Origin of the sequence: Sabulibacter ruber (assembly GCF_017355955.1) — a bacterium.
Lineage (GTDB): Bacteria > Bacteroidota > Bacteroidia > Cytophagales > Hymenobacteraceae > Nibribacter > Nibribacter ruber_A.
Genome location: NZ_JAFFID010000001.1, coordinates 168,494 through 186,418, shown reverse-complemented (window position 1 = coordinate 186,418; position 17,925 = coordinate 168,494). Strand labels below are relative to the sequence as shown.

The window sequence follows — 17,925 nt, the reverse complement described above, 5'->3', positions numbered from 1 at the left end:
TTTTTGCCAATCTTGACTGTATGAAAAAGCTATTTTTTCTGTTTCTCTACTTCAGTCTGGCAGCCTTCCCCCTCTTCGGACGCTCCCCTGTGGTGTTAATGCAGGAGCTCAAACGGGCCACCTCTCCCCACAGGCAGGTAGAGCTGTATAACCTCATCAGTGAATATTACCGTGAGGTGGATCCTAAGCAGGCAGTGTTGTACGGGCAAAAAGCCGCCCAGGTAGCTGTCAGAATCAATGACCGGAAACAACTGGGTGCGGCGTATAACAACATCAGCATAGGGCACTACTGGCTCAATAACCTGACCGAAGCGTCTGCCTATACCTACAAAGCCCTGAAGATACGCGAGGAGCTGCATGATTCCATCGGGATGGCCTCCAGCTACAATGCGTTGGGCAACATCCACCGGGGCCAGGAGAACTTTGCGCAGTCTATTTCCTTCTTCCAGAAAGCACTGGCCATTGGGCAGAAGATCAAACGCAAAAAGACCATCAGTACCTCGCTTAACAACCTTGGCGCTACCTATGAGTTGATGAACCAGCCCGAGAAAGCCCTGAACTACTATCTGCAGGTACGGGAGCTGACCAAAAACGAAAACGACCAGTATGACCAGGCCCTCAACGACCTGAACATTGGAAACGTCTATTTTCTGCTGGGTCAGAAACAGAAAGCCTTGACTTACCTGCACCGGGCCCTTTCTACCAGTGAAGAGATCAGAAACGAGATCAACAAGATTTACATTTACCGGGCGCTCGCCAACATCCATCTAAAAGACAAGGAATACGCTAAGGCGGCCCAGCTGGCCTTGCAAAGCCTCCGGATCTCGCTTAAGGTGCCGTCACCGGAGGGTGTGAAAGAAGCCTCCATGCAGTTGAATGAAATCTACCTGGCTCAGAAGAACTACCAGCTGGCGCATAAATACCTCATGCTGCATACGGCTTACAAAGACAGCCTGCAGAACCGCCAGCAAGCCGAGGCTCAGGCCGAGATGCACGCTAAATATGAGTTAGAAAAAAAAGAAGCCGAAAACCACCGGCTGCGGGTAGAGAAAGAACTGCAAAAAGAGAAACTGTGGCAAAAAGAACTCATTCAATATGCTACGGGTATCTTGCTGTTTATGGCTTTGGTGCTGGCCTATGTTTTCTTCAAAGGTCGGCGGCGCGCCAAACTGGCCCATGAACAATTGTCTGAATACAATCAGGTGATTCTGGAGAAGAACGAGGACATTCAGGACCAGAAGGAGGAACTGGAGAAACTCAACCACCAGAAAGACCTGCTGTTCTCCATTATTGCGCATGATCTGAGAAGCCCATTGATCTCGTTGCAGTCTTTGCTCCAGCTTCTGGCTATGGGTAAAGTTCCGCAGGAGAAACTGGAAAGGTTTGTGAAAGAACTGGATACGCAGCAGCAGAACACCTTAAGCTTGTTAGACAATCTGCTGGTTTGGGCTAAAATCCAGATGAAAGGCGTGAAACTGGAACCTGAGCCCCACCTCTTACGCGATCTGGTAGAAGTGAATTTCAATCTGCTGATGCCTCAGGCCCGCAAGAAAGGGATCATCCTGGAGAACAACGTGTCGGAGGACCTGTGTGCCCTGGTGGACGGCGAAACCATTAAACTGGTTTTCCGGAACCTGCTTTCCAATGCCATCAAATTCTGCAATGAAGGTGACGTGGTGTATGTACTGGCTGAACCCTTTGACGATGACCAATTGGTGGTGACGGTGAAAGACTGCGGAGTGGGCATCAGCCCGCAGAACCAACTGAAACTGTTCGGGCCAAATAACTTCAAGGAAAAAGGCACGGCCAATGAGAAAGGCAACGGGCTTGGCCTGATGCTCTGCAAAGAGTTTATTGAGAAAAACGGCGGTGATATATGGGTAGACAGCGAAGTTGGAGTAGGAACCCAGTTCCACTTCTCGGTGCCTAGCTACCATGTACCTGAATCAACCCGAGCTTATTCCCCTGAAAAAGAATCATTGGTGTAGTACGTTTACTTTCTCTTTGAAGTGATCTCTCAGGAGTTTATGGGCGGCAATGATCCCGCTCAGGCACACTCCCGGAATTCCCTGGCCGGGATACACCGTATCACCACACAGGTAGGCTTTGTGCCCGTCTAAACGGGCATCTTTCATCTGCCACGGTTTAATGCCCTGGTATTGCGGATAGCCGCCCACCTGCCCCCATTCCCTGCCGGTCCATTCAATCCAGGCTCCGGGTGTGGCAGCCTGCACAAATTTCACCTGATCTTCCAGAAAGAAGCCCTGAGAAGCCAGAAACTGCACTACCCATTGCTCCAGCTCTTTCTTTTCCTCAATCCATTGTTCTTTGGGCCGGGCTACGTGGGTACTCACCGAGGCCACACACATGTCAGGAGCCGCTCGTTGATGGTCCTGCGGGTGACTCAGGCTAACAAAGATACTCTCGCTTCCAATGAAAGGCACTTTACCCGGAACATGGATCTGATGGTGCAGCACTTGGGGTGTTGAAGAAGAACGTTCAAAAACCAGGCCCCAGGTAAGGGCACCGTTCACGTCCTCGGGAGGCAAGAGGTACCTTTCCAGCTTCTTCTTAGTATCCGTGCTTTGAAACAATTGGTGCACATTGTTCAGAGGTAAGCCACAAACTACGAACTCCGCCTCTACTAATCCTTTTTCGGTGTCAATGAGGTAATTACCGCTTTCTGCAGGGGTGATCTGTTTCACAAACCGGCGGTACAGCATCTGCCCGTGGTGTTGCTCTAGGTACTCCACCAGGCTTTCGCTCAGCTTCCGCAAACCACCCAGCACATAATAGTTTCCATACAGCGTGTAACAAAGCGCAGTAGCCCCGAACAAAACATTGACTTCCTGGTGGTGATTCTGCGCCGTAATCAGGAGTTGCTGGTCTACAAAGGACACAAAACGCTTATTGTGCAGTAAACCATGCTGCGCCAGAAGATCCTTTACCGTCTGGAAAGCCTTAGGTACTAGCCCAAGCTGTTCCCAGCGCACAGCGGTGGCCGCTTGCCACAGGTCACCCAAAGAACCGAACGGAAAGCTTAGTTGCTTCAGAGACGTGCGCCACACCTTTTGGCTGATCTGGAAACAGGTTTCCCAGAATGGTCGTTGCCCCTGCCCACCAAACACCCGTTCCGCTTCCCGTATCCAGTCTTCCAGATCAGGATAGCGGGTGAGAAGCGTCCCGTCTGAGAGCCGCACCTGCATGGGTGTGTCCAGGTGTAGAAGGGGCAGTTGAATACCGGTTTGCTCCAGCAGGTAGTGCAAGGGCATTTCCTCATCCAACCCCACCAGAGTGGTAGCCCCGGTTTCAAACCAATAGCCCTTACGTTTGTAAGAAGAAGCGCATCCGCCTGGGTAGTTGTTCTGTTCCAGCACCGCCATCTGTAAACCCGTCTTGGCCAGCAAAGAGGCTGCTGTTAATCCCCCAAACCCAGACCCGATGACGGCTACCTGTACCTTCTGTGTTTCCATGTACTGCTTGAACCATTTCAAGGGGCTTTTGTTGCGGCTCACTTCTTTTAGGGCGTTCTTTGCGGCATGGGTACTAAAACGATAAGCGTAATGGGCTGCGGCTGGCTGGGTTTGCCGCTGGCTGAGGAATTGGTGCGGCTAGGCTACCGGGTGAAAGGCTCCACCACTACTCCCGGCAAACTACCTCTGCTGCAGGAAAAGGGAATTGAACCGTTTCTGATCTCTTTCCCCGAAAACAGGTCAGAATCAAAGCTGCAAGAGTTCTTAGACGCGGAGGTGCTCCTATTCAATCTTCCTCCTTCCAGATCCTCCACAGACACAAACTCTTATGAGGAAGTTCTTCAGAAAGTACTTGAAGCAGCCCCTGCTCGCCTGAAAAATGCGGTGTTTGTCTCGTCCACCTCGGTTTACCCAGACCTGAACCGTGACGTGACCGAAGAAGATGCTATCCCTGCTGCAGAGGCGTCTTCGTTATTGCTCCGCTGTGAGTTCTTAGTCCAGCAGACTTTTCCCGATGCGTCCACCATCGTTCGGTTTGGGGGGTTGATGGGCGGCAACCGAAAACCCGGCCGTTTTCTGGCGGGGAAGACTGATGTACCTCAGCCCGAGGCCCCCGTCAACATGATTCACCTGACCGATGCAGTGCAGGTCATCACCCAGATTCTGGAACAGGAGAAATGGGGATTTGTCTTCAACGCCTGCGCCCCAAATCATCCCTCCCGAAAGGAATTCTATACCAAAGCCGCCCAATTATTAGAGCTTACCCCACCCCAATTCCAGGAGCAAGGAGAACTCACCTTTAAGCGCATCAACAGTGATTTCCTGCGGCAGGAACTGGGTTTTACTTTCCGGTTCCCTGACCCTCTAGTGTGTCTTTCTGCTCCTGAGTTTTAGGCTATCTAGGCAGTGAGCCAAAGGAAGGCTGCTGTTTTTTGCGTATTTTTGTAAAATGATGGGAAATCAGAAGAGAGAAACGGTAGTGGTAATTGGTGGTGGGGCGGCCGGATTTTTTGGGGCAATTACCTGCGCGGAGGCTAACCCCGGTAAAAAGGTTCTTCTACTGGAAAAAACCTCTAAACTGCTTTCTAAGGTTCGTGTTTCGGGCGGCGGACGCTGCAACGTAACGCACGCCTGCTTCCAGGCATCGGCTTTCGCTCAGAACTATCCCAGAGGACAAAAAGCGTTGAAGAAACTGTTGCCGCTTTTCGGGGCGCAGGATACGGTGGAATGGTTTGAGAAAAGGGGCGTCAAACTTAAGACCGAAGCCGATGGCCGTATGTTCCCGCAGTCAAACTCCTCTGAAACCATAATTGACTGCCTGATGCAGGCGGCCAGAAAAGCGGGCGTGGAAATAAGAACCAGCCTGGGAGTAAACCAGATCACCGTTCAGGACGGAACCGATGAGCGATTTGTCTTAACCTTAACCAACGGAGACAAACTTTCTGCGTCAAAGGTGCTGGTGGCTACCGGTGGCAATCCCAAAACCGAGAGTTATCATTGGCTGAAGCAATTAGGCCATACCCTGGAGGACCCAATCCCTTCCCTTTTCACCCTGAATGTCCCCCACTCTCCTTTTAAAGACCTGCAAGGCGTAGCCGTGCCCAAAGCCAGGGTGAAACTGACGGGCCAGAAACTAGAAACCGAAGGCCCCTTACTCATCACGCACTGGGGATTAAGCGGTCCGGCTGTGCTGCGTTTCTCTGCCTGGGGTGCCAAGCTGATGTTCGGGTTAAATTATACGGGCACTGCTTTAGTGAACTGGGTACCTGATACCTCCGAGGAACAGGTTCGTCAGCAACTCATGCAAACAAGGCAAACCTCGCCGCGCAAAACCGTCTTCACCAATCCTCTCTTCCAATTGCCCAACCGGCTCTGGCAGCGCCTCTGCGAACTGGCCGAAGTGCCTGATGGAGTTAAGTGGGCCGAGTTAGCCGGCAAAGCCCAGAACAAATTAATTGAGCTGCTTATCAGGACCCCGTTTGAGGTGAAAGGCAAAACCACCTTCAAGGAAGAATTTGTCACCTGCGGCGGTATAAAATTAGACGAGCTGCAGTTGGAGCGCATGGAAAGCCGTTTGGTTCCTGGTTTGTTCTTCGCGGGTGAAGTGGTAGACATTGACGGCATTACCGGTGGTTTCAACTTCCAGGCCGCCTGGACGGGCGGTTACCTGGCCGGGAAAGCCATGGCCGAGTAAAGTCAGGATATTTTTCCCTCTATTTAATAGAAACGCAATTACCCATTTCTGGCTCCCACCGCTGGCGCGAGCGTCCCGCTCGTGTCCGCAAGCATTCCTGTAGATATTTTACACTTTCTCTTTTTTGTTATCCTGAAAGGATCTTGGGCACGAACGGCATATTCGTTTTTTCAAAGCTTTTCTAGTCCGCCCACAAGATCTTTCCAAGATGACAGGATGATGGGTTGTTAAGCAATGGGAAGAAGCCAGAAAACAAAGTTCAAAAAAGTAAGGCAAATCAAACTCAGCCATGCGTGCGGACACGAGCAGGACGCTCGCGCCAGCAATCTTCAATCATGGCTTACTATGCCAAGGTTAACTTCCCGACTTTCACTAATGTTTGGAGGCAAGAATAAGGATGAAAATCCGATAACTGCCATAAAAGCCAAACCTGTTTTTAAGCTTTCTTTAAGAAATCAAGCAGTAAAAGCCAATTATGTATTTAGGCTACTTTTCAAAAATCAGGTGGGAATCGGATGGAGTAGGTACCAAAAAAAATCGCAGTCTCTTCTGGACCGCGATTTTTTTAAAACAGATACTAAACCCTTTATTAACTTTTAAGCTCTGTCCCTCATTTAAACGGGGACTTCAGGAGCAGGGTTACGTTTTTCTGAAAAATATTTTAGAAATCTCTTCTTTTTCTTTCCCGGAAGCCACCGCCACCGCTGTTTCTGTCACGGTCACCACGTCCGCCGCCGAAGCTTCTGCCTCCACGGTCGCCGCCCCGGTCTCTGTCCCCGAAAGAACGTCCACCTCTGTCGCCACCACGGTCACGGTCTCCGTAACCGCCGCTGCGGCTGCCACGACCTCTGTCGCCACCGGCACCACCACCACGGTTGAAAGCTCCTTCATAGAACTTCTTGCGTGGGCGCTCTTCCAGTTCATCCAGTTCACGGCCACCGTTTGCTGGGTCTAGTGACTTCTTCTCAGCTTTCTGGAACTTCACGGTCATGCCGTTGATCTCAGTAACCGCTAAGCGGTCCAGGATCTCAGCAGTGTACTCAGTAGGTACTTCCACAAAGCTAAATCTGTCATAGAGATCAATGTCTCCCACTTTACCCGCCGGAATGCTGGTGTAGTCGGTCATGATGTCAACCAGGTCTTTCGGGTGCAGACGGTCTTTTTTGCCTAAAGTCACGAAAAGACGGTCAAAACCTGCTTTAGGGCCACCTTTGCCTTCAGCGGCTTCGGCGCTCTTCTCTTTGTTTTTGGTGTCTTTCATCACCAGTTTCAACAAAGCCGCAGCAATGTCAATGGTAGTGAAATCCTGGTCTACCAGACGCTCAATCTTCAAGATGTGCTTAGACAAACCACCTTTTTGGATTACTTCTTTCACCTGATCTAATACCAGGGTAGTGCGTACTTCGGCCACGTCTTCATAGGTAGGCACGTTCTGACGAACGATCTTGGCCTTGGTGAAGCGCTCAATGTCACGAAGTTTATATAAGTCTCTACCAGCTACAAACGAGAACGCTTTACCAGACTTACCAGCCCGACCGGTACGGCCGATGCGGTGTACGTAGTTTTCTTCGTCCTGTGGCAGATCATAGTTGATCACGGCTTCCACGTTGTCCACGTCAATCCCGCGGGCGGCTACGTCAGTGGCTACCAGGATCTCCAGGGTACCGGCTTTGAACTTGTTCATCACGTTGTTCCGCTGGTTCTGGTTCAGGTCACCGTGCAGACCATCGGCAAAGTAACCGCGGGCTTGCAGGTTGCTCACCAGCTCGTCTACCATGCGTTTGGTGTTACAGAAGATGATCACCACTTTAAAATTGTACATGTCAATCAGGCGGGTGGTCACTTCCATCTTGCCTGAGCTGCGTACCTCAAAGTAGATCTGCTCAATGTTGGTCACGGTCAACTGCTGCTGCGTTACCTTCACAATCTCAGGATTGGTCTGGTACTTGCGCGTCAGCTCCATGATGGGCTTGCTCATGGTAGCCGAGAAGAAGATGGTTTGTCTGTCTTCCGGCATGTGGCTCAGCACGAACTCAATGTCCTCTCTGAAGCCCATGTCCAACATTTCGTCGGCTTCATCCAGGATAATTTTCTTCGTGTTCTCCAGTTGGAGGGTTCCTCTCTCAATGTGGTCCATCACGCGGCCGGGCGTCCCGATCACGATCTGTACCCCTTGTTTAAGGGCGCGTAACTGGCGCTCATACGGCTGACCACCATAGATAGGCACTACACTGATGCCTTTTTTGTATTTTACTAGTTTCTGAATCTCTTCAGCCACCTGAATAGCCAACTCACGAGTGGGGCACAGGATCAACGCCTGCACGTCGCGGTTGTTGGGGTCAATGGCTTCAATGGTTGGGATAGAGAAGGCAGCGGTTTTACCGGTACCCGTTTGGGCCTGGCCGATCACATCACGGCCTTCCAGCAACACCGGAATAGCGGCGGTCTGGATTGGAGAAGCTTCTTCGTAACCTAAATCCACGATCGCACGCTGGATTTCTTCCGACAGAGGAAGCTCCTGGAATTTAATTCTTTCCATCAATTATGTATGTATGATATATAAAGACAATACACCTGCCCTAGGGTATTCGTCATTTATCAAGATTTCGTTGCGGAGAAAGCCGCACAGAGGATTGCTTGAGAAGTGCCTTTGCCAAAAATGAGACCAACTCGGGGCCTCGGCGTGTATTGTAGTACAAAGGTACGGAAAATTATAGAAGAGTCCTAATATAGAAAAGTAACTAACGTAATAATGGGTAAATTAATTGTATAATTCTGGATGGTGTCGGAATGATGGTGACTGGAGTATTAAAGTAGCTTAAAGTTTACTGCTGATGCTGGCGATTTGACCGCTGATCCAATGACTCATGAGCTTAGTTGTTTCATAGGTAGCGATATGCGCTCACGGCCGCGGGGCCCAGTCTTCCGCGCTCGCGCTGTGCCAGCTTCCTTTGCTCCCTGGCGGTCGCAATGCCTGTCGGCACCGGAACCTGCTAAGGCGCTCGCCCGAAAGACTGGAATCGGGGAAAGTAGCGGAATTGGTGATGGTGATGATGGAATCGTGGGATGGTGGAACCCTGTAGAGACAAGGCACCGCCTTGTCTCCTGCACGCCATTGCCTTTGCATGGTTCAAGTCTGTGACTTGGACCTACCATGATGGCAGTTTGTAACTGCCGAGAGATAGAAGCTTTGTTGAGGGCATTGGGAACCAAGATTACTCCTTAAGCTCACCCACTCTCCTGTTTTTTGTCTATTTTCGTGGAAACTGCCCAAAAACAGAAAAGCATTTCGGCCTTGCCGAATTCCTAATTCTTAATTCCCAATTCTTAATTAAAAAGAGAGTGCCTGCTTCCTTTAAAATATACTCCTCCTCTGCCGGATCTGGTAAGACGTATCAGTTAACCAAAGAGTACCTGAAACTGGCGCTCCAGAGCGAAGACGCCTCTTACTACAAGAACATCCTGGCCATTACGTTCACCAATGATGCTGCGCAGGAGATGAAGACGCGCATTGTGGAAGCACTTCGCGGTTTCAATGATGGTCACCTCCCTGAGAAGGAGAAAGCAAAGAGCGACCTGCTTTTACTTAACATATTAGAAGAGATTAGAGAAGACTATGACCAACCTCTGTTAACCGAAGAGCAGTTGCGGGCACGGGCTTCCAGAGTGTTTGACCATCTGCTTTTCCACTACTCTGAGTTTGCCGTGAGCACCATTGACTCGTTCGTGAACCGGGTAGTGAGCGCCTTTACCACTGAGCTCAAGCTGCCCCACAAATTTGAAGTGGACATGGATGCTCAGACCCTTCTGAGCACCGCCGTAAGTCTGCTTTTGAACAAAGTAAATACCCAACAAGAGAACCGCCTGCTGGCCGAAACCCTGCAACAGTACGCCCTAGACAAAGCCGAGGAAGGCAAAAGCTGGAATGTGCTGCCCGATGAACTCGCTGATTTTGCCCGCAACCTCCTGAATGAGCAGACCTATGAACATCTCCTTGACATTGGCCAGCTTACCTTGCAAGATTTTAAGAAGATACGCTCTGAGCTATACACCCAAAAGGTGGACGTAGAAAAGCAGATACAGACGCTGGCGCAGGAGGCCTCTGACTTGATAGATCGGCACGGCATTATGCCCGAGGAGATGTCTTACGGTAAGAACGGCATCTACTCTTATTTTAGAAAATGGAACAGCGGCTTTGACATTACTATCGCCAACAGCAACGCCGCCAAAACGGTGAACGATGACAAATGGGCGAGTGCCAAAGCTAGCACCGGTGCCAAGGTAGCGCTGGACCAGATCAAACCCCGACTGGCGCAGATATACCGCGCCATTGAGGAGCTGAAAGAACGCGAGACGCAGAACCACATCCTCATCTCAGCCATGCTGCCGCACCTATATAAGTTGAGCGTGCTGAGTGAGCTGGACCGCTGTATCCAGGAAATTAAGCTGGACAAGAACCTGGTGCACATCTCTGAGTTTAACAAGCGCATCACAGAGATTGTGCTGCAGGAGCCCATTCCGTTTATCTATGAGCGGTTGGGCGAGCGGTACCAGCACATCCTCATTGACGAGTTTCAGGATACCTCGGTGCTGCAGTGGAACAACCTCTTGCCGCTGGTAGAAAACGCCCTGGCCAGCGACAACTTCAACATGGTGGTGGGCGATGCCAAGCAGGCCATCTACGGTTGGCGCGGCGGCGAGATGGAGCAGATCCTGCACCTGCACCGCAACCAGACGCACCACCTGTACCAGAACTCCCGCTTTGAGGAGAACGTGGCTCCGCGCTATGACACCCTGCGCTGGACCCTCACCCCGGATAACCTGAACACCAACTATCGCAGCGCTCCGGAGATCATCCAGTTCAACAATGAGTTGTTTGAGTTCATCAGTCAGGCCAATCCGCAGTTCCCGCTGTTGCAGGCCATCTACGATGCTGATTTCAAGCAGAATTCGCCAGAAGGCAAAGAAAACGGGAAGGCTCACTTACAAGTGCTGTTCACGCAGGATGAGGTGCCGCCTTACCAATTCGATTTAGACACCTGCCGCCCGACAGAGGAAATCTACGAGGGCTACGTTCAGGACGACCTCCTCTCCTACCAGGAAAGCACCTTGCAGCTGGTGTTGCAGATGGTACAGCAGGCCCAGGCAGATGGCTACGCGCCGCGCGACATTGCCATCCTGAGCCGCACCAACCGCAACAGCAAGCTGGTGGCCAATTTTCTGAAGCAGAAGAAATACGATATCATCTCGCAGGATTCGCTTTCGTTGCAGTTTGCCGAGGTCATCAACCTCATCATCGCCTTTTTCCGGATTCTGAACCAGCCCGCCAACAGCCTGGCGCGGTCCCAGGCCTTGTACCTGGTCTACAAAGTGGTGCACCAGGAGCTGCCCGACAATGCGACCACGGGCAAGATAGCCGCCTTGGCGGTAGAGCCCAGCATTGATCCGTTCTTCAGGTTTTTGCAGGAGCAGGGTTTTGATCTGGCGTACCGCGATGCGGGGAACCTCTCTATCTACGAACTCACTGAGAAACTGATAAGGGTGTTTGATCTGTTAGGCAAGAACAACGAATGCGAATACCTGTTCCGCTTCCTGGATCTGGTGCTGGAGTACACGCTCAAGTACAGCAACAACCTCAATAACTTCTTGCAGTATTGGGATTTGCATAAGGAGAACTTAAGCATTAATACCCCTAAGGATCGGGATGCCATTACCATCACCAGCATCCACAAAAGCAAGGGGCTGGACTACCCCGTGGTGATTGTGCCGTTCTGCGACTGGAGCCTGGAACCGCAGACTTCGTCGTTGCTCTGGGGCACACTGCCGGAGAGTGTGGCCGCGGGCGGAAAACTGCGCACGGCAGTAGTCACGTTGAACAAAAAGCTGGAGCAGACCGCCCTGCACGAGCAATACGCCCAGAAACTGGAGAAGACCTTTATTGAGAACCTGAACATGCTGTACGTGGCCCTCACCCGCCCCGTGGACCGTTTGTACCTCATCGGTAAGGCGCAGGATTTCAAAAAAGCCAATTCCCAGAAAAACGTGAGCTACTGGCTGTACCGCTACCTGGAGAGCAAAGAACTCTGGCAAGAAGGACAGTTTTGCTACCAACTGGCCAAAGGCGCACCACAGGCGGTGAGCCATAAAGCTATCACAGAGGATATCTACGTACTGGACAAATTCACCTCAGCGGACTGGGCCCAGAACCTGAAACTGAAGCAGCACGCCAACAACGTCTTCGATTTTGAGACTCAGCAGGAACACCGCCGCTGGAACCGCAAACTACATTACGCCCTCGCCCGCATCACCTACGCCGAGGAAGCGCCCAAAGCCCTCCGGCAATTGGTGCACCAAGGCATCATCTCGCAGCGCGAACTGCCCATCTTAAAAGAGATGGTAGACCATGTACTCCACCACCCGCAGATGCAGCGCTACTTCAGCAGTGCCGTGACCGTGGAGAACGAGCGCGAGGTGCTGGACGTGCGTACCAACCGCTACAAACCAGACCGAATCGTATTCGGGGGAACCGGCGACGTGACGCTGATTGACTTCAAACTCCCTCCTGCCAAGGAAGAATACCGGGATAACCTGAACTCCTATGCCGCGCTGTTCCGGGAGCTGGTATTCAGCAAGATTACGTGCGTGGTGTACTATTTTGAAGAGGAACGCGTGGAGGAGTGGGAGTATGTTGGTGAGACAATAAATTAGCCACCAAAATAGGTGCTGGGTGTTTTAACCTGTTTTAGTGAAAATGAGCTAAAAACACTCAGCAACTGAAATATTCACTTCTGGCAACCCATCAGTTTACTCAATAAAAGTTTATACTTTACTTTTCTATCATTATATTCATTAAAATAATTGAATATAATGATGTTCTTGAGAAGACTACTCCCTCTGCTTGTTTTTATCTTTTGCTTTCAGCTTTCGGCAGTTGCTGAGACGTGGGACGAACCTTGGCAGAAAGAAATCCTGCAAAAGGCTGACTTTTTCGTGTTAGTCAAAGCTCTGACCGAAGAAGACACGCCAGTAGCAGAGGTAGAAATACTCAAAAGCTTTGGGGAGAGCAATCTTTCGGGAAAAATTGATATCAATGGGTTTTACATGCTGGATTTAACCAGTTCCTCGGGGCATGGCCTGCATCTGCCTTTTGAGAAAGACAATCTGTATTACCTCTTCCTAAAGAAGAATGAAAAAGGCGGCTACAGTTTACCTACCCCTACTTCTGGTTACGCCAAGGTTGAAGATGGCAACGTATCTGCTACCTACCGTCACAGTTACCACCAAGCTTTGTTGCCCCAGGAAATATATGAGCAAACTTTCACGGAGATCTGGAGCTTCTTTAAAACAGGCAAATACAATGAGTCAGCAGTAGTTAATTTCATTAATGCTAATTTATCCAAGGCACCCGCAGGCTTTGGGGAAAATGAAATTGCTACATTCTTCCTTCAGCATGCCGCCCTGGAAACCGCTTATTTGTTGAACCGAAAAGTAGAACTTTCCACCCTGAAAAAGTTCGTGGAGACCGATAACTTCCATTCAACTGTTTCTGCCTTGCGATTACTTGGGAATAACAACTCTAAAGAAGTAGCAACTTACCTGCTTCAATTTATTTCTCAGAAAGACAAAGACAACTTTACAAAAGTCATTGCCATTAAAGCGCTTTGGGCTACTGGTGATACGGAACACCAACAGAAACTTTTGAGCATGAAAGGAAAGCTCTCTGAGAAATCTGAAGGATTTGGCGGGAACATCATGGATCCAAGAGTAGGAACGCACTTTCCCAGCCCCAGACAGGCCGTAGAGGAATTAAGTAAACAATAGGCACTTTTCACTAGTATCAATCTGCATTGCTATAAACGCTTATGAAGTTTCACTGTTTTCTACCTAATTTTAGGAAAACAGGCCTGAAACAACCCATTTCTGCATGACCATCTCCTTTGATCTGGATGATACTCTGATTCCCGGCACCAAGCGCTTTCCTGCTGAGAAGCAGAACCTACTCCAAAAAGCGTTTGGCATGGAGAAAATCAGGTTAGGCACGGTGCCGTTGATGAAGAGACTGAAAGCGGAGGGGCATCAGGTCTTCGTGTATACCACTTCTTTCCGATCGGCCAGTTACATCAGGTGGCTTTTTCTATCTTATGGTATCTGGATTGACGGCATCGTTAACCAGCGGCGCCATGACCGTACGTTACTGGCAGAGGGCACAAGGTATTCCAAATATCCTCCCGCCTTTGGCATTGATGTGCACGTGGATGATTCCAGAGGAGTAGAAATGGAAGGACAGCGGTTTGGCTTCAGAACCATCATTATTGAGGAAAAAGACGAAAACTGGACCCAAACCCTGCTCATCACCCTGCAATCTGCTTTCACCTCAAGGAAGTAATTTACTTCCTTATCTCTCCACTTTCCGCTTCAGCAGGTAATGTCGGTTATCAACCCTCTGAGTGGGGTCCATGTATCTTTCTACCAGTTCCCACCCCTGGGCATTCATGTAATGCAGCACCTCAATGGGTGAGTTAAAAAGCATAGGCTTGCCCTTATCATCCTTCACACTTTCACGGGCAATCTTGGGGTCTTGCCCATAATCAATGCTGATGGCAACTTTATGGCCCATTCTGTCAATGATAGTAACATCGCAATACTCTTCGGTTCGCTTCACCGGTGAGTTTTGGGTAGGTAAATCCTGGGCATAAGTGGTAATACAGATCAGGCCGGTGAGCAGCAGAGCAGACAATATCTTTTTCATAGGGCTGTTAATTTAAGTGGTCCAAAAAACCAGAGAAGAAAATAGAGACTTCTATTATTAGTGGAGTGCACAATAATTAAGCCGACTTAGAAACCCTAATCTAAGCACCAAGGCCTATCTACCGAATGGATGGCTTTAACAACCCGCGTATTGGTTCATATATCGCAGGCATATTCCTTTTGACCTTTCACTGAGTTTTTGGCTTTGGCTAAGAAAAGCACCAACTCCATTTTCCTGGTAATTGGCTTCTAAGTGTGAATAGCTTCTCCGGACGTATTAGAATATCACCACCTTTTCTCCTACCATTCATCGGGCAAAATCCCGAATTCACGGTTTAATAGGGTTCGTTCCTCCCCTTTTGGCACCTGTTCGTCCCTCAGAAGTTTCGCTTTATCGAATCTCCCCATTTATACATGTAGGTACATCTACCTTTGCATTGTCATACAACACAGAGATTAAAGCATACCGAGTACCAAAAATGAGAACTTTTCAACCCGCCACTTGCACTTTTCCAATCTACCAACAATTCACCCAAGGTGCTAACCGGATCGTTCTTCATTTAACCTTTTTGTTCCTGATTTCGGTTCTGGTTAGTTCTTCTGCATTTGGGCAAACCATTACGTTAGATTGCGAACGTACCAGCCAGGACTTTGACATCACCTACGTCAATTTTTCTAAAAACAGCAACAACACCGTTACCCTGACTTTTACACTACAAACCAACGGGAACAGAGCCTTGAGCCACGTAGCTTTTGAACTACCAGCCGGGGCCAAAGCCACTAATCCAAAGCATACTAATACCAAATTCTCCTACTCCACCGAGAATGGCACTAATACCCCATTCTATGCCCTGAAATTTGAGGCAATCAACGCAGAGGGGTTCAAGAACGGAGTTTCTGAGAGTTTCTCTTATACCCTTTCCTGGGCTGAATTTTCCAAAATGACCACCATCCGGGTAGAAGCCAAAGCCTCTACTACCGTGGGCTTGGTGTCCTTTAAAGCCCAATCTTGCCAGCCAGAGGTACTGGTCATCAATGGTCCGTCAATGATTGAACTGAACAGCACCGCGGTGTACACTGTACCAGCCACCGGTGACAATACCTTTGCCTATGAATGGTCTGCTCCTGCCGGCTGGGAGATCATCAAAGGGCAAGGCACCAACATGGTTACCGTAAAGCCAAACCGTAAAGGTGGCTTTATGACCGTGAAAAAAGGAAACCAAAGCGCGGGTATGCTTGCCGTGGAAAGCTATGAATTATCGCCTATCACCCTGCCTGTTTCCTTGACCTCCTTTGAAGCGAAAGTAAAAACCACCGGACAGGTACAGCTTACCTGGGCTACCGCTTCAGAGAAAGACAACAAAGAATTTGTTGTGGAGCGCAGCACAGATGGCAAGAACTTCACTCCTGTGCAGTCAGTTGCCGGGGCGGGCAACAGCAATGTACTCCTGAATTACACGTTCCAGGATGCTCAACCAGTAGGCGGGGTTTCTTATTACCGCCTTAAGCAGGTTGATTATGACGGCACCACAGAATACTCAAAAGTAGTAGCGGTTAAAAACCAGTCTGCCGCCGCCAAAACCACATTGAAGACTACTGCCTTCCCTAACCCGTTCCAGGGCATGGTTTCGTTGCAGGTAACCCAGGCCCAGGCAGCCGAGATACGGGTGAACCTGGTGGATCTGGCAGGAAACGTACTTCAAACCAAAGCGGTACAGGGCCAGCTGGGAGAGCAAACCATTTCCCTGGAGAACCTGCAAAACATGCCCGCAGGTATCTACTTTCTGCGAGTATACCAGGGAAATGAGGTATCGGTGCATAAACTGGTGAAAAACAGCTAAAAAGAAGAAAAAAGCCCCAAAAAAGCCAATGCACCGCCATTGGCTTTTTTCATTAAATATTCTTGGAATTTGGGCAAAACACTTTCTGTTGGTTTATTCGTACTCTAGGAAGTATCTAAAAGTAAATCATGGACAAAATAGTAACTGAACCTGATGTTGTGCTGATAGGTGCAGGTATCATGAGCGCCACCTTAGGCGTGATGCTGAAGCAGCTGCAACCAGATCTAACCATTGAGATATATGAGCGCTTGGATGAAGTGGCCGCCGAGAGTTCCGATGCCTGGAACAATGCCGGTACCGGCCACTCTGCCTTTTGCGAACTGAACTATACCCCAGAGAAACCAGACGGTTCCATTGATATTTCCAAAGCCGATGTCATTGCCGAGTGGTTTGAGCAGTCGCGCCAGTTTTGGGCGTTTTTGGTAGAAAGAGGCATCATTAAAGATCCTAAGGACTTCATCCGCAGCGTACCGCACATGAGCTTTGTGTGGGGCGATAAAAACGTGAACTTCCTGCAGAAGCGCTACAAGGCCATGACCAACTCCCCGCTCTTCCAGGGCATGGAGTATTCAGAAGACGTGGACCAACTCACCCAATGGATGCCTCTGATCATGGAAGGCCGCGATGACCAGTGCAAAGTGGCCGCCACCCGCATGGAAGTAGGTACCGATGTGAACTTCGGTTGCCTTACGCGCCACTTGTTTGATTACCTCAAAAAAATGGGCGGCGTGGAAATGCACCTGAATCATGAGGTACGCTCTTTCCGCCGCAAAGCCGATGGCTTATGGCGCGTTCGGGTGAAAAACATAACCACTGGTCAGAAGCGCACCGCCCGTACCAAGTTTGTTTTCATTGGCGCCGGTGGAGGCTCCTTGCCCCTGTTGCTGGCCTCTGGAATACCAGAAGGCAAAGGCTTTGGCGGTTTCCCGGTAAGTGGTCAGTGGTTGAAGTGCACCAACCCAGACGTAATCGCGCGGCACCAAGCCAAGGTGTACGGAAAAGCTGCTGTAGGTTCGCCGCCCATGTCGGTACCGCACCTTGATACGCGCGTGATCAACGGAGAGAAAGCGCTTCTGTTTGGGCCTTATGCGGGTTTTACGACTAAATTCCTGAAAAAAGGTTCTTTCTTTGACCTGCCTTTATCCATTAAGGTAAACAACCTGCGCCCTATGCTGGCCGCCGGGTACACCAATATTCCGTTGACCAAGTACCTCATCAACCAGGTATTGCAGTCGCCGGAAGACCGTATGGCCGCCTTGCGCGAGTACGTGCCTACAGCCCGTGCCGAGGATTGGGAGCTGGAGATTGCCGGTCAGCGTGTACAGGTGATCAAGAAAGACCCTAAACGCGGGGGTGTGCTGGAGTTTGGAACCGAAGTGGTAAGCTCCGCCGATGGTACCATTGCCGCCTTGCTTGGAGCATCTCCTGGTGCCTCAACCGCGGTATCCATCATGGTAGGCCTCATCCATAAGTGCTTCCCAGAAAAGGCGGCTACCTCAGAGTGGCAGAACAAGATCAAGGAAATGATCCCGTCTTACGGTTTGTCACTAGCCAAGAACCCGCAACTCTGCGAAGAAACCCGGGCCTATACCGGCCGCGTGCTGCAATTGCACGAGCCGCATCCGGTGCAACGCTAGCCTATAAAAAAAGCCTCAGAAGTAATTCTGGG

Annotated in this window: 12 protein-coding genes; 9 read left to right on the top strand and 3 right to left on the bottom strand. The window is 50.1% G+C overall.

Annotation, left to right across the window (positions count from 1 at the left end; all coding sequences use genetic code 11):
* Positions 1 to 20 precede the first annotated feature (20 nt).
* The gene (locus JT719_RS00760; RefSeq protein WP_207430127.1) at positions 21 to 1,988 is read left to right on the top strand and encodes a tetratricopeptide repeat-containing sensor histidine kinase; all 1,968 of its coding nucleotides are present in this window, start codon (positions 21 to 23) and stop codon (positions 1,986 to 1,988) included.
* On the opposite strand, the gene JT719_RS00755 is transcribed toward JT719_RS00760, so the two are convergent.
* Entirely contained in the window at positions 1,977 to 3,473 is a 1,497-nt protein-coding gene (locus JT719_RS00755) for a phytoene desaturase family protein (RefSeq protein WP_207430125.1), read from the bottom strand. The genes JT719_RS00760 and JT719_RS00755 overlap by 12 nt on opposite strands.
* Positions 3,474 to 3,539: 66 nt before the next feature.
* Between JT719_RS00755 and JT719_RS00750 the strand changes: the two genes are divergently transcribed.
* The 3 genes from JT719_RS00750 to JT719_RS00740 all read left to right on the top strand — a co-directional run bounded on the left by JT719_RS00750 (position 3,540) and on the right by JT719_RS00740 (position 6,267).
* Positions 3,540 to 4,367 carry an SDR family oxidoreductase gene (locus tag JT719_RS00750; protein WP_207430123.1) on the top strand — a complete coding sequence of 276 codons (828 nt, stop codon included), beginning with the start codon at positions 3,540 to 3,542 and terminating at the stop codon, positions 4,365 to 4,367.
* A gap of 55 nt (positions 4,368 to 4,422) precedes the next feature.
* A complete protein-coding gene (locus JT719_RS00745) occupies positions 4,423 to 5,667 on the top strand; it encodes a BaiN/RdsA family NAD(P)/FAD-dependent oxidoreductase (RefSeq protein WP_242693034.1) in 1,245 nt (414 codons plus the stop codon).
* Positions 5,668 to 5,901: 234 nt separating this feature from the next.
* Complete coding sequence (locus JT719_RS00740; protein ID WP_207430121.1) at positions 5,902 to 6,267, top strand: hypothetical protein; 366 nt, start codon at positions 5,902 to 5,904, stop codon at positions 6,265 to 6,267.
* A 61-nt stretch (positions 6,268 to 6,328) separates the two neighbouring features.
* On the opposite strand, the gene JT719_RS00735 is transcribed toward JT719_RS00740, so the two are convergent.
* On the bottom strand, positions 6,329 to 8,206 hold the full coding sequence (locus JT719_RS00735; RefSeq protein ID WP_207430119.1) for a DEAD/DEAH box helicase: 1,878 nt from the start codon (positions 8,204 to 8,206) through the stop codon (positions 6,329 to 6,331).
* An 803-nt stretch (positions 8,207 to 9,009) separates the two neighbouring features.
* On the opposite strand from JT719_RS00735, the gene JT719_RS00730 reads away from it, so the two are divergent.
* The 3 genes from JT719_RS00730 to JT719_RS00720 all read left to right on the top strand — a co-directional run bounded on the left by JT719_RS00730 (position 9,010) and on the right by JT719_RS00720 (position 14,053).
* Positions 9,010 to 12,375: a UvrD-helicase domain-containing protein gene (locus JT719_RS00730; RefSeq protein WP_207430117.1), complete on the top strand. Its 3,366-nt coding sequence runs from the start codon at positions 9,010 to 9,012 to the stop codon at positions 12,373 to 12,375.
* Positions 12,376 to 12,657: 282 nt separating this feature from the next.
* Positions 12,658 to 13,488: a hypothetical protein gene (locus JT719_RS00725; RefSeq protein WP_207430115.1), complete on the top strand. Its 831-nt coding sequence runs from the start codon at positions 12,658 to 12,660 to the stop codon at positions 13,486 to 13,488.
* Between the two features lie 103 nt (positions 13,489 to 13,591).
* Positions 13,592 to 14,053 carry an HAD family hydrolase gene (locus tag JT719_RS00720; RefSeq protein ID WP_207430113.1) on the top strand — a complete coding sequence of 154 codons (462 nt, stop codon included), beginning with the start codon at positions 13,592 to 13,594 and terminating at the stop codon, positions 14,051 to 14,053.
* A 9-nt stretch (positions 14,054 to 14,062) separates the two neighbouring features.
* Here JT719_RS00720 and JT719_RS00715 read toward each other — a convergent pair whose 3' ends face one another.
* Entirely contained in the window at positions 14,063 to 14,416 is a 354-nt protein-coding gene (locus JT719_RS00715; RefSeq protein ID WP_207430111.1) for a hypothetical protein, read from the bottom strand.
* Between the two features lie 478 nt (positions 14,417 to 14,894).
* On the opposite strand from JT719_RS00715, the gene JT719_RS00710 reads away from it, so the two are divergent.
* The gene (locus JT719_RS00710) at positions 14,895 to 16,256 is read left to right on the top strand and encodes a T9SS type A sorting domain-containing protein (protein WP_207430109.1); all 1,362 of its coding nucleotides are present in this window, start codon (positions 14,895 to 14,897) and stop codon (positions 16,254 to 16,256) included.
* A gap of 128 nt (positions 16,257 to 16,384) precedes the next feature.
* A complete protein-coding gene (locus JT719_RS00705; RefSeq protein ID WP_207430107.1) occupies positions 16,385 to 17,893 on the top strand; it encodes a malate:quinone oxidoreductase in 1,509 nt (502 codons plus the stop codon).
* Positions 17,894 to 17,925: the final 32 nt, after the last annotated feature.

Coding starts and splice junctions, on each gene's coding strand:
- JT719_RS00760 (WP_207430127.1), top strand. CDS start 21: ATGAAAAAGCTATTTTTTCTGTTTCTCTACTTCAGTCTGGCAGCCTTC.
- JT719_RS00755 (WP_207430125.1), bottom strand. CDS start 3,473: ATGGAAACACAGAAGGTACAGGTAGCCGTCATCGGGTCTGGGTTTGGG.
- JT719_RS00750 (WP_207430123.1), top strand. CDS start 3,540: ATGGGTACTAAAACGATAAGCGTAATGGGCTGCGGCTGGCTGGGTTTG.
- JT719_RS00745 (WP_242693034.1), top strand. CDS start 4,423: ATGATGGGAAATCAGAAGAGAGAAACGGTAGTGGTAATTGGTGGTGGG.
- JT719_RS00740 (WP_207430121.1), top strand. CDS start 5,902: ATGGGAAGAAGCCAGAAAACAAAGTTCAAAAAAGTAAGGCAAATCAAA.
- JT719_RS00735 (WP_207430119.1), bottom strand. CDS start 8,206: ATGGAAAGAATTAAATTCCAGGAGCTTCCTCTGTCGGAAGAAATCCAG.
- JT719_RS00720 (WP_207430113.1), top strand. CDS start 13,592: ATGACCATCTCCTTTGATCTGGATGATACTCTGATTCCCGGCACCAAG.
- JT719_RS00715 (WP_207430111.1), bottom strand. CDS start 14,416: ATGAAAAAGATATTGTCTGCTCTGCTGCTCACCGGCCTGATCTGTATT.
- JT719_RS00710 (WP_207430109.1), top strand. CDS start 14,895: ATGAGAACTTTTCAACCCGCCACTTGCACTTTTCCAATCTACCAACAA.
- JT719_RS00705 (WP_207430107.1), top strand. CDS start 16,385: ATGGACAAAATAGTAACTGAACCTGATGTTGTGCTGATAGGTGCAGGT.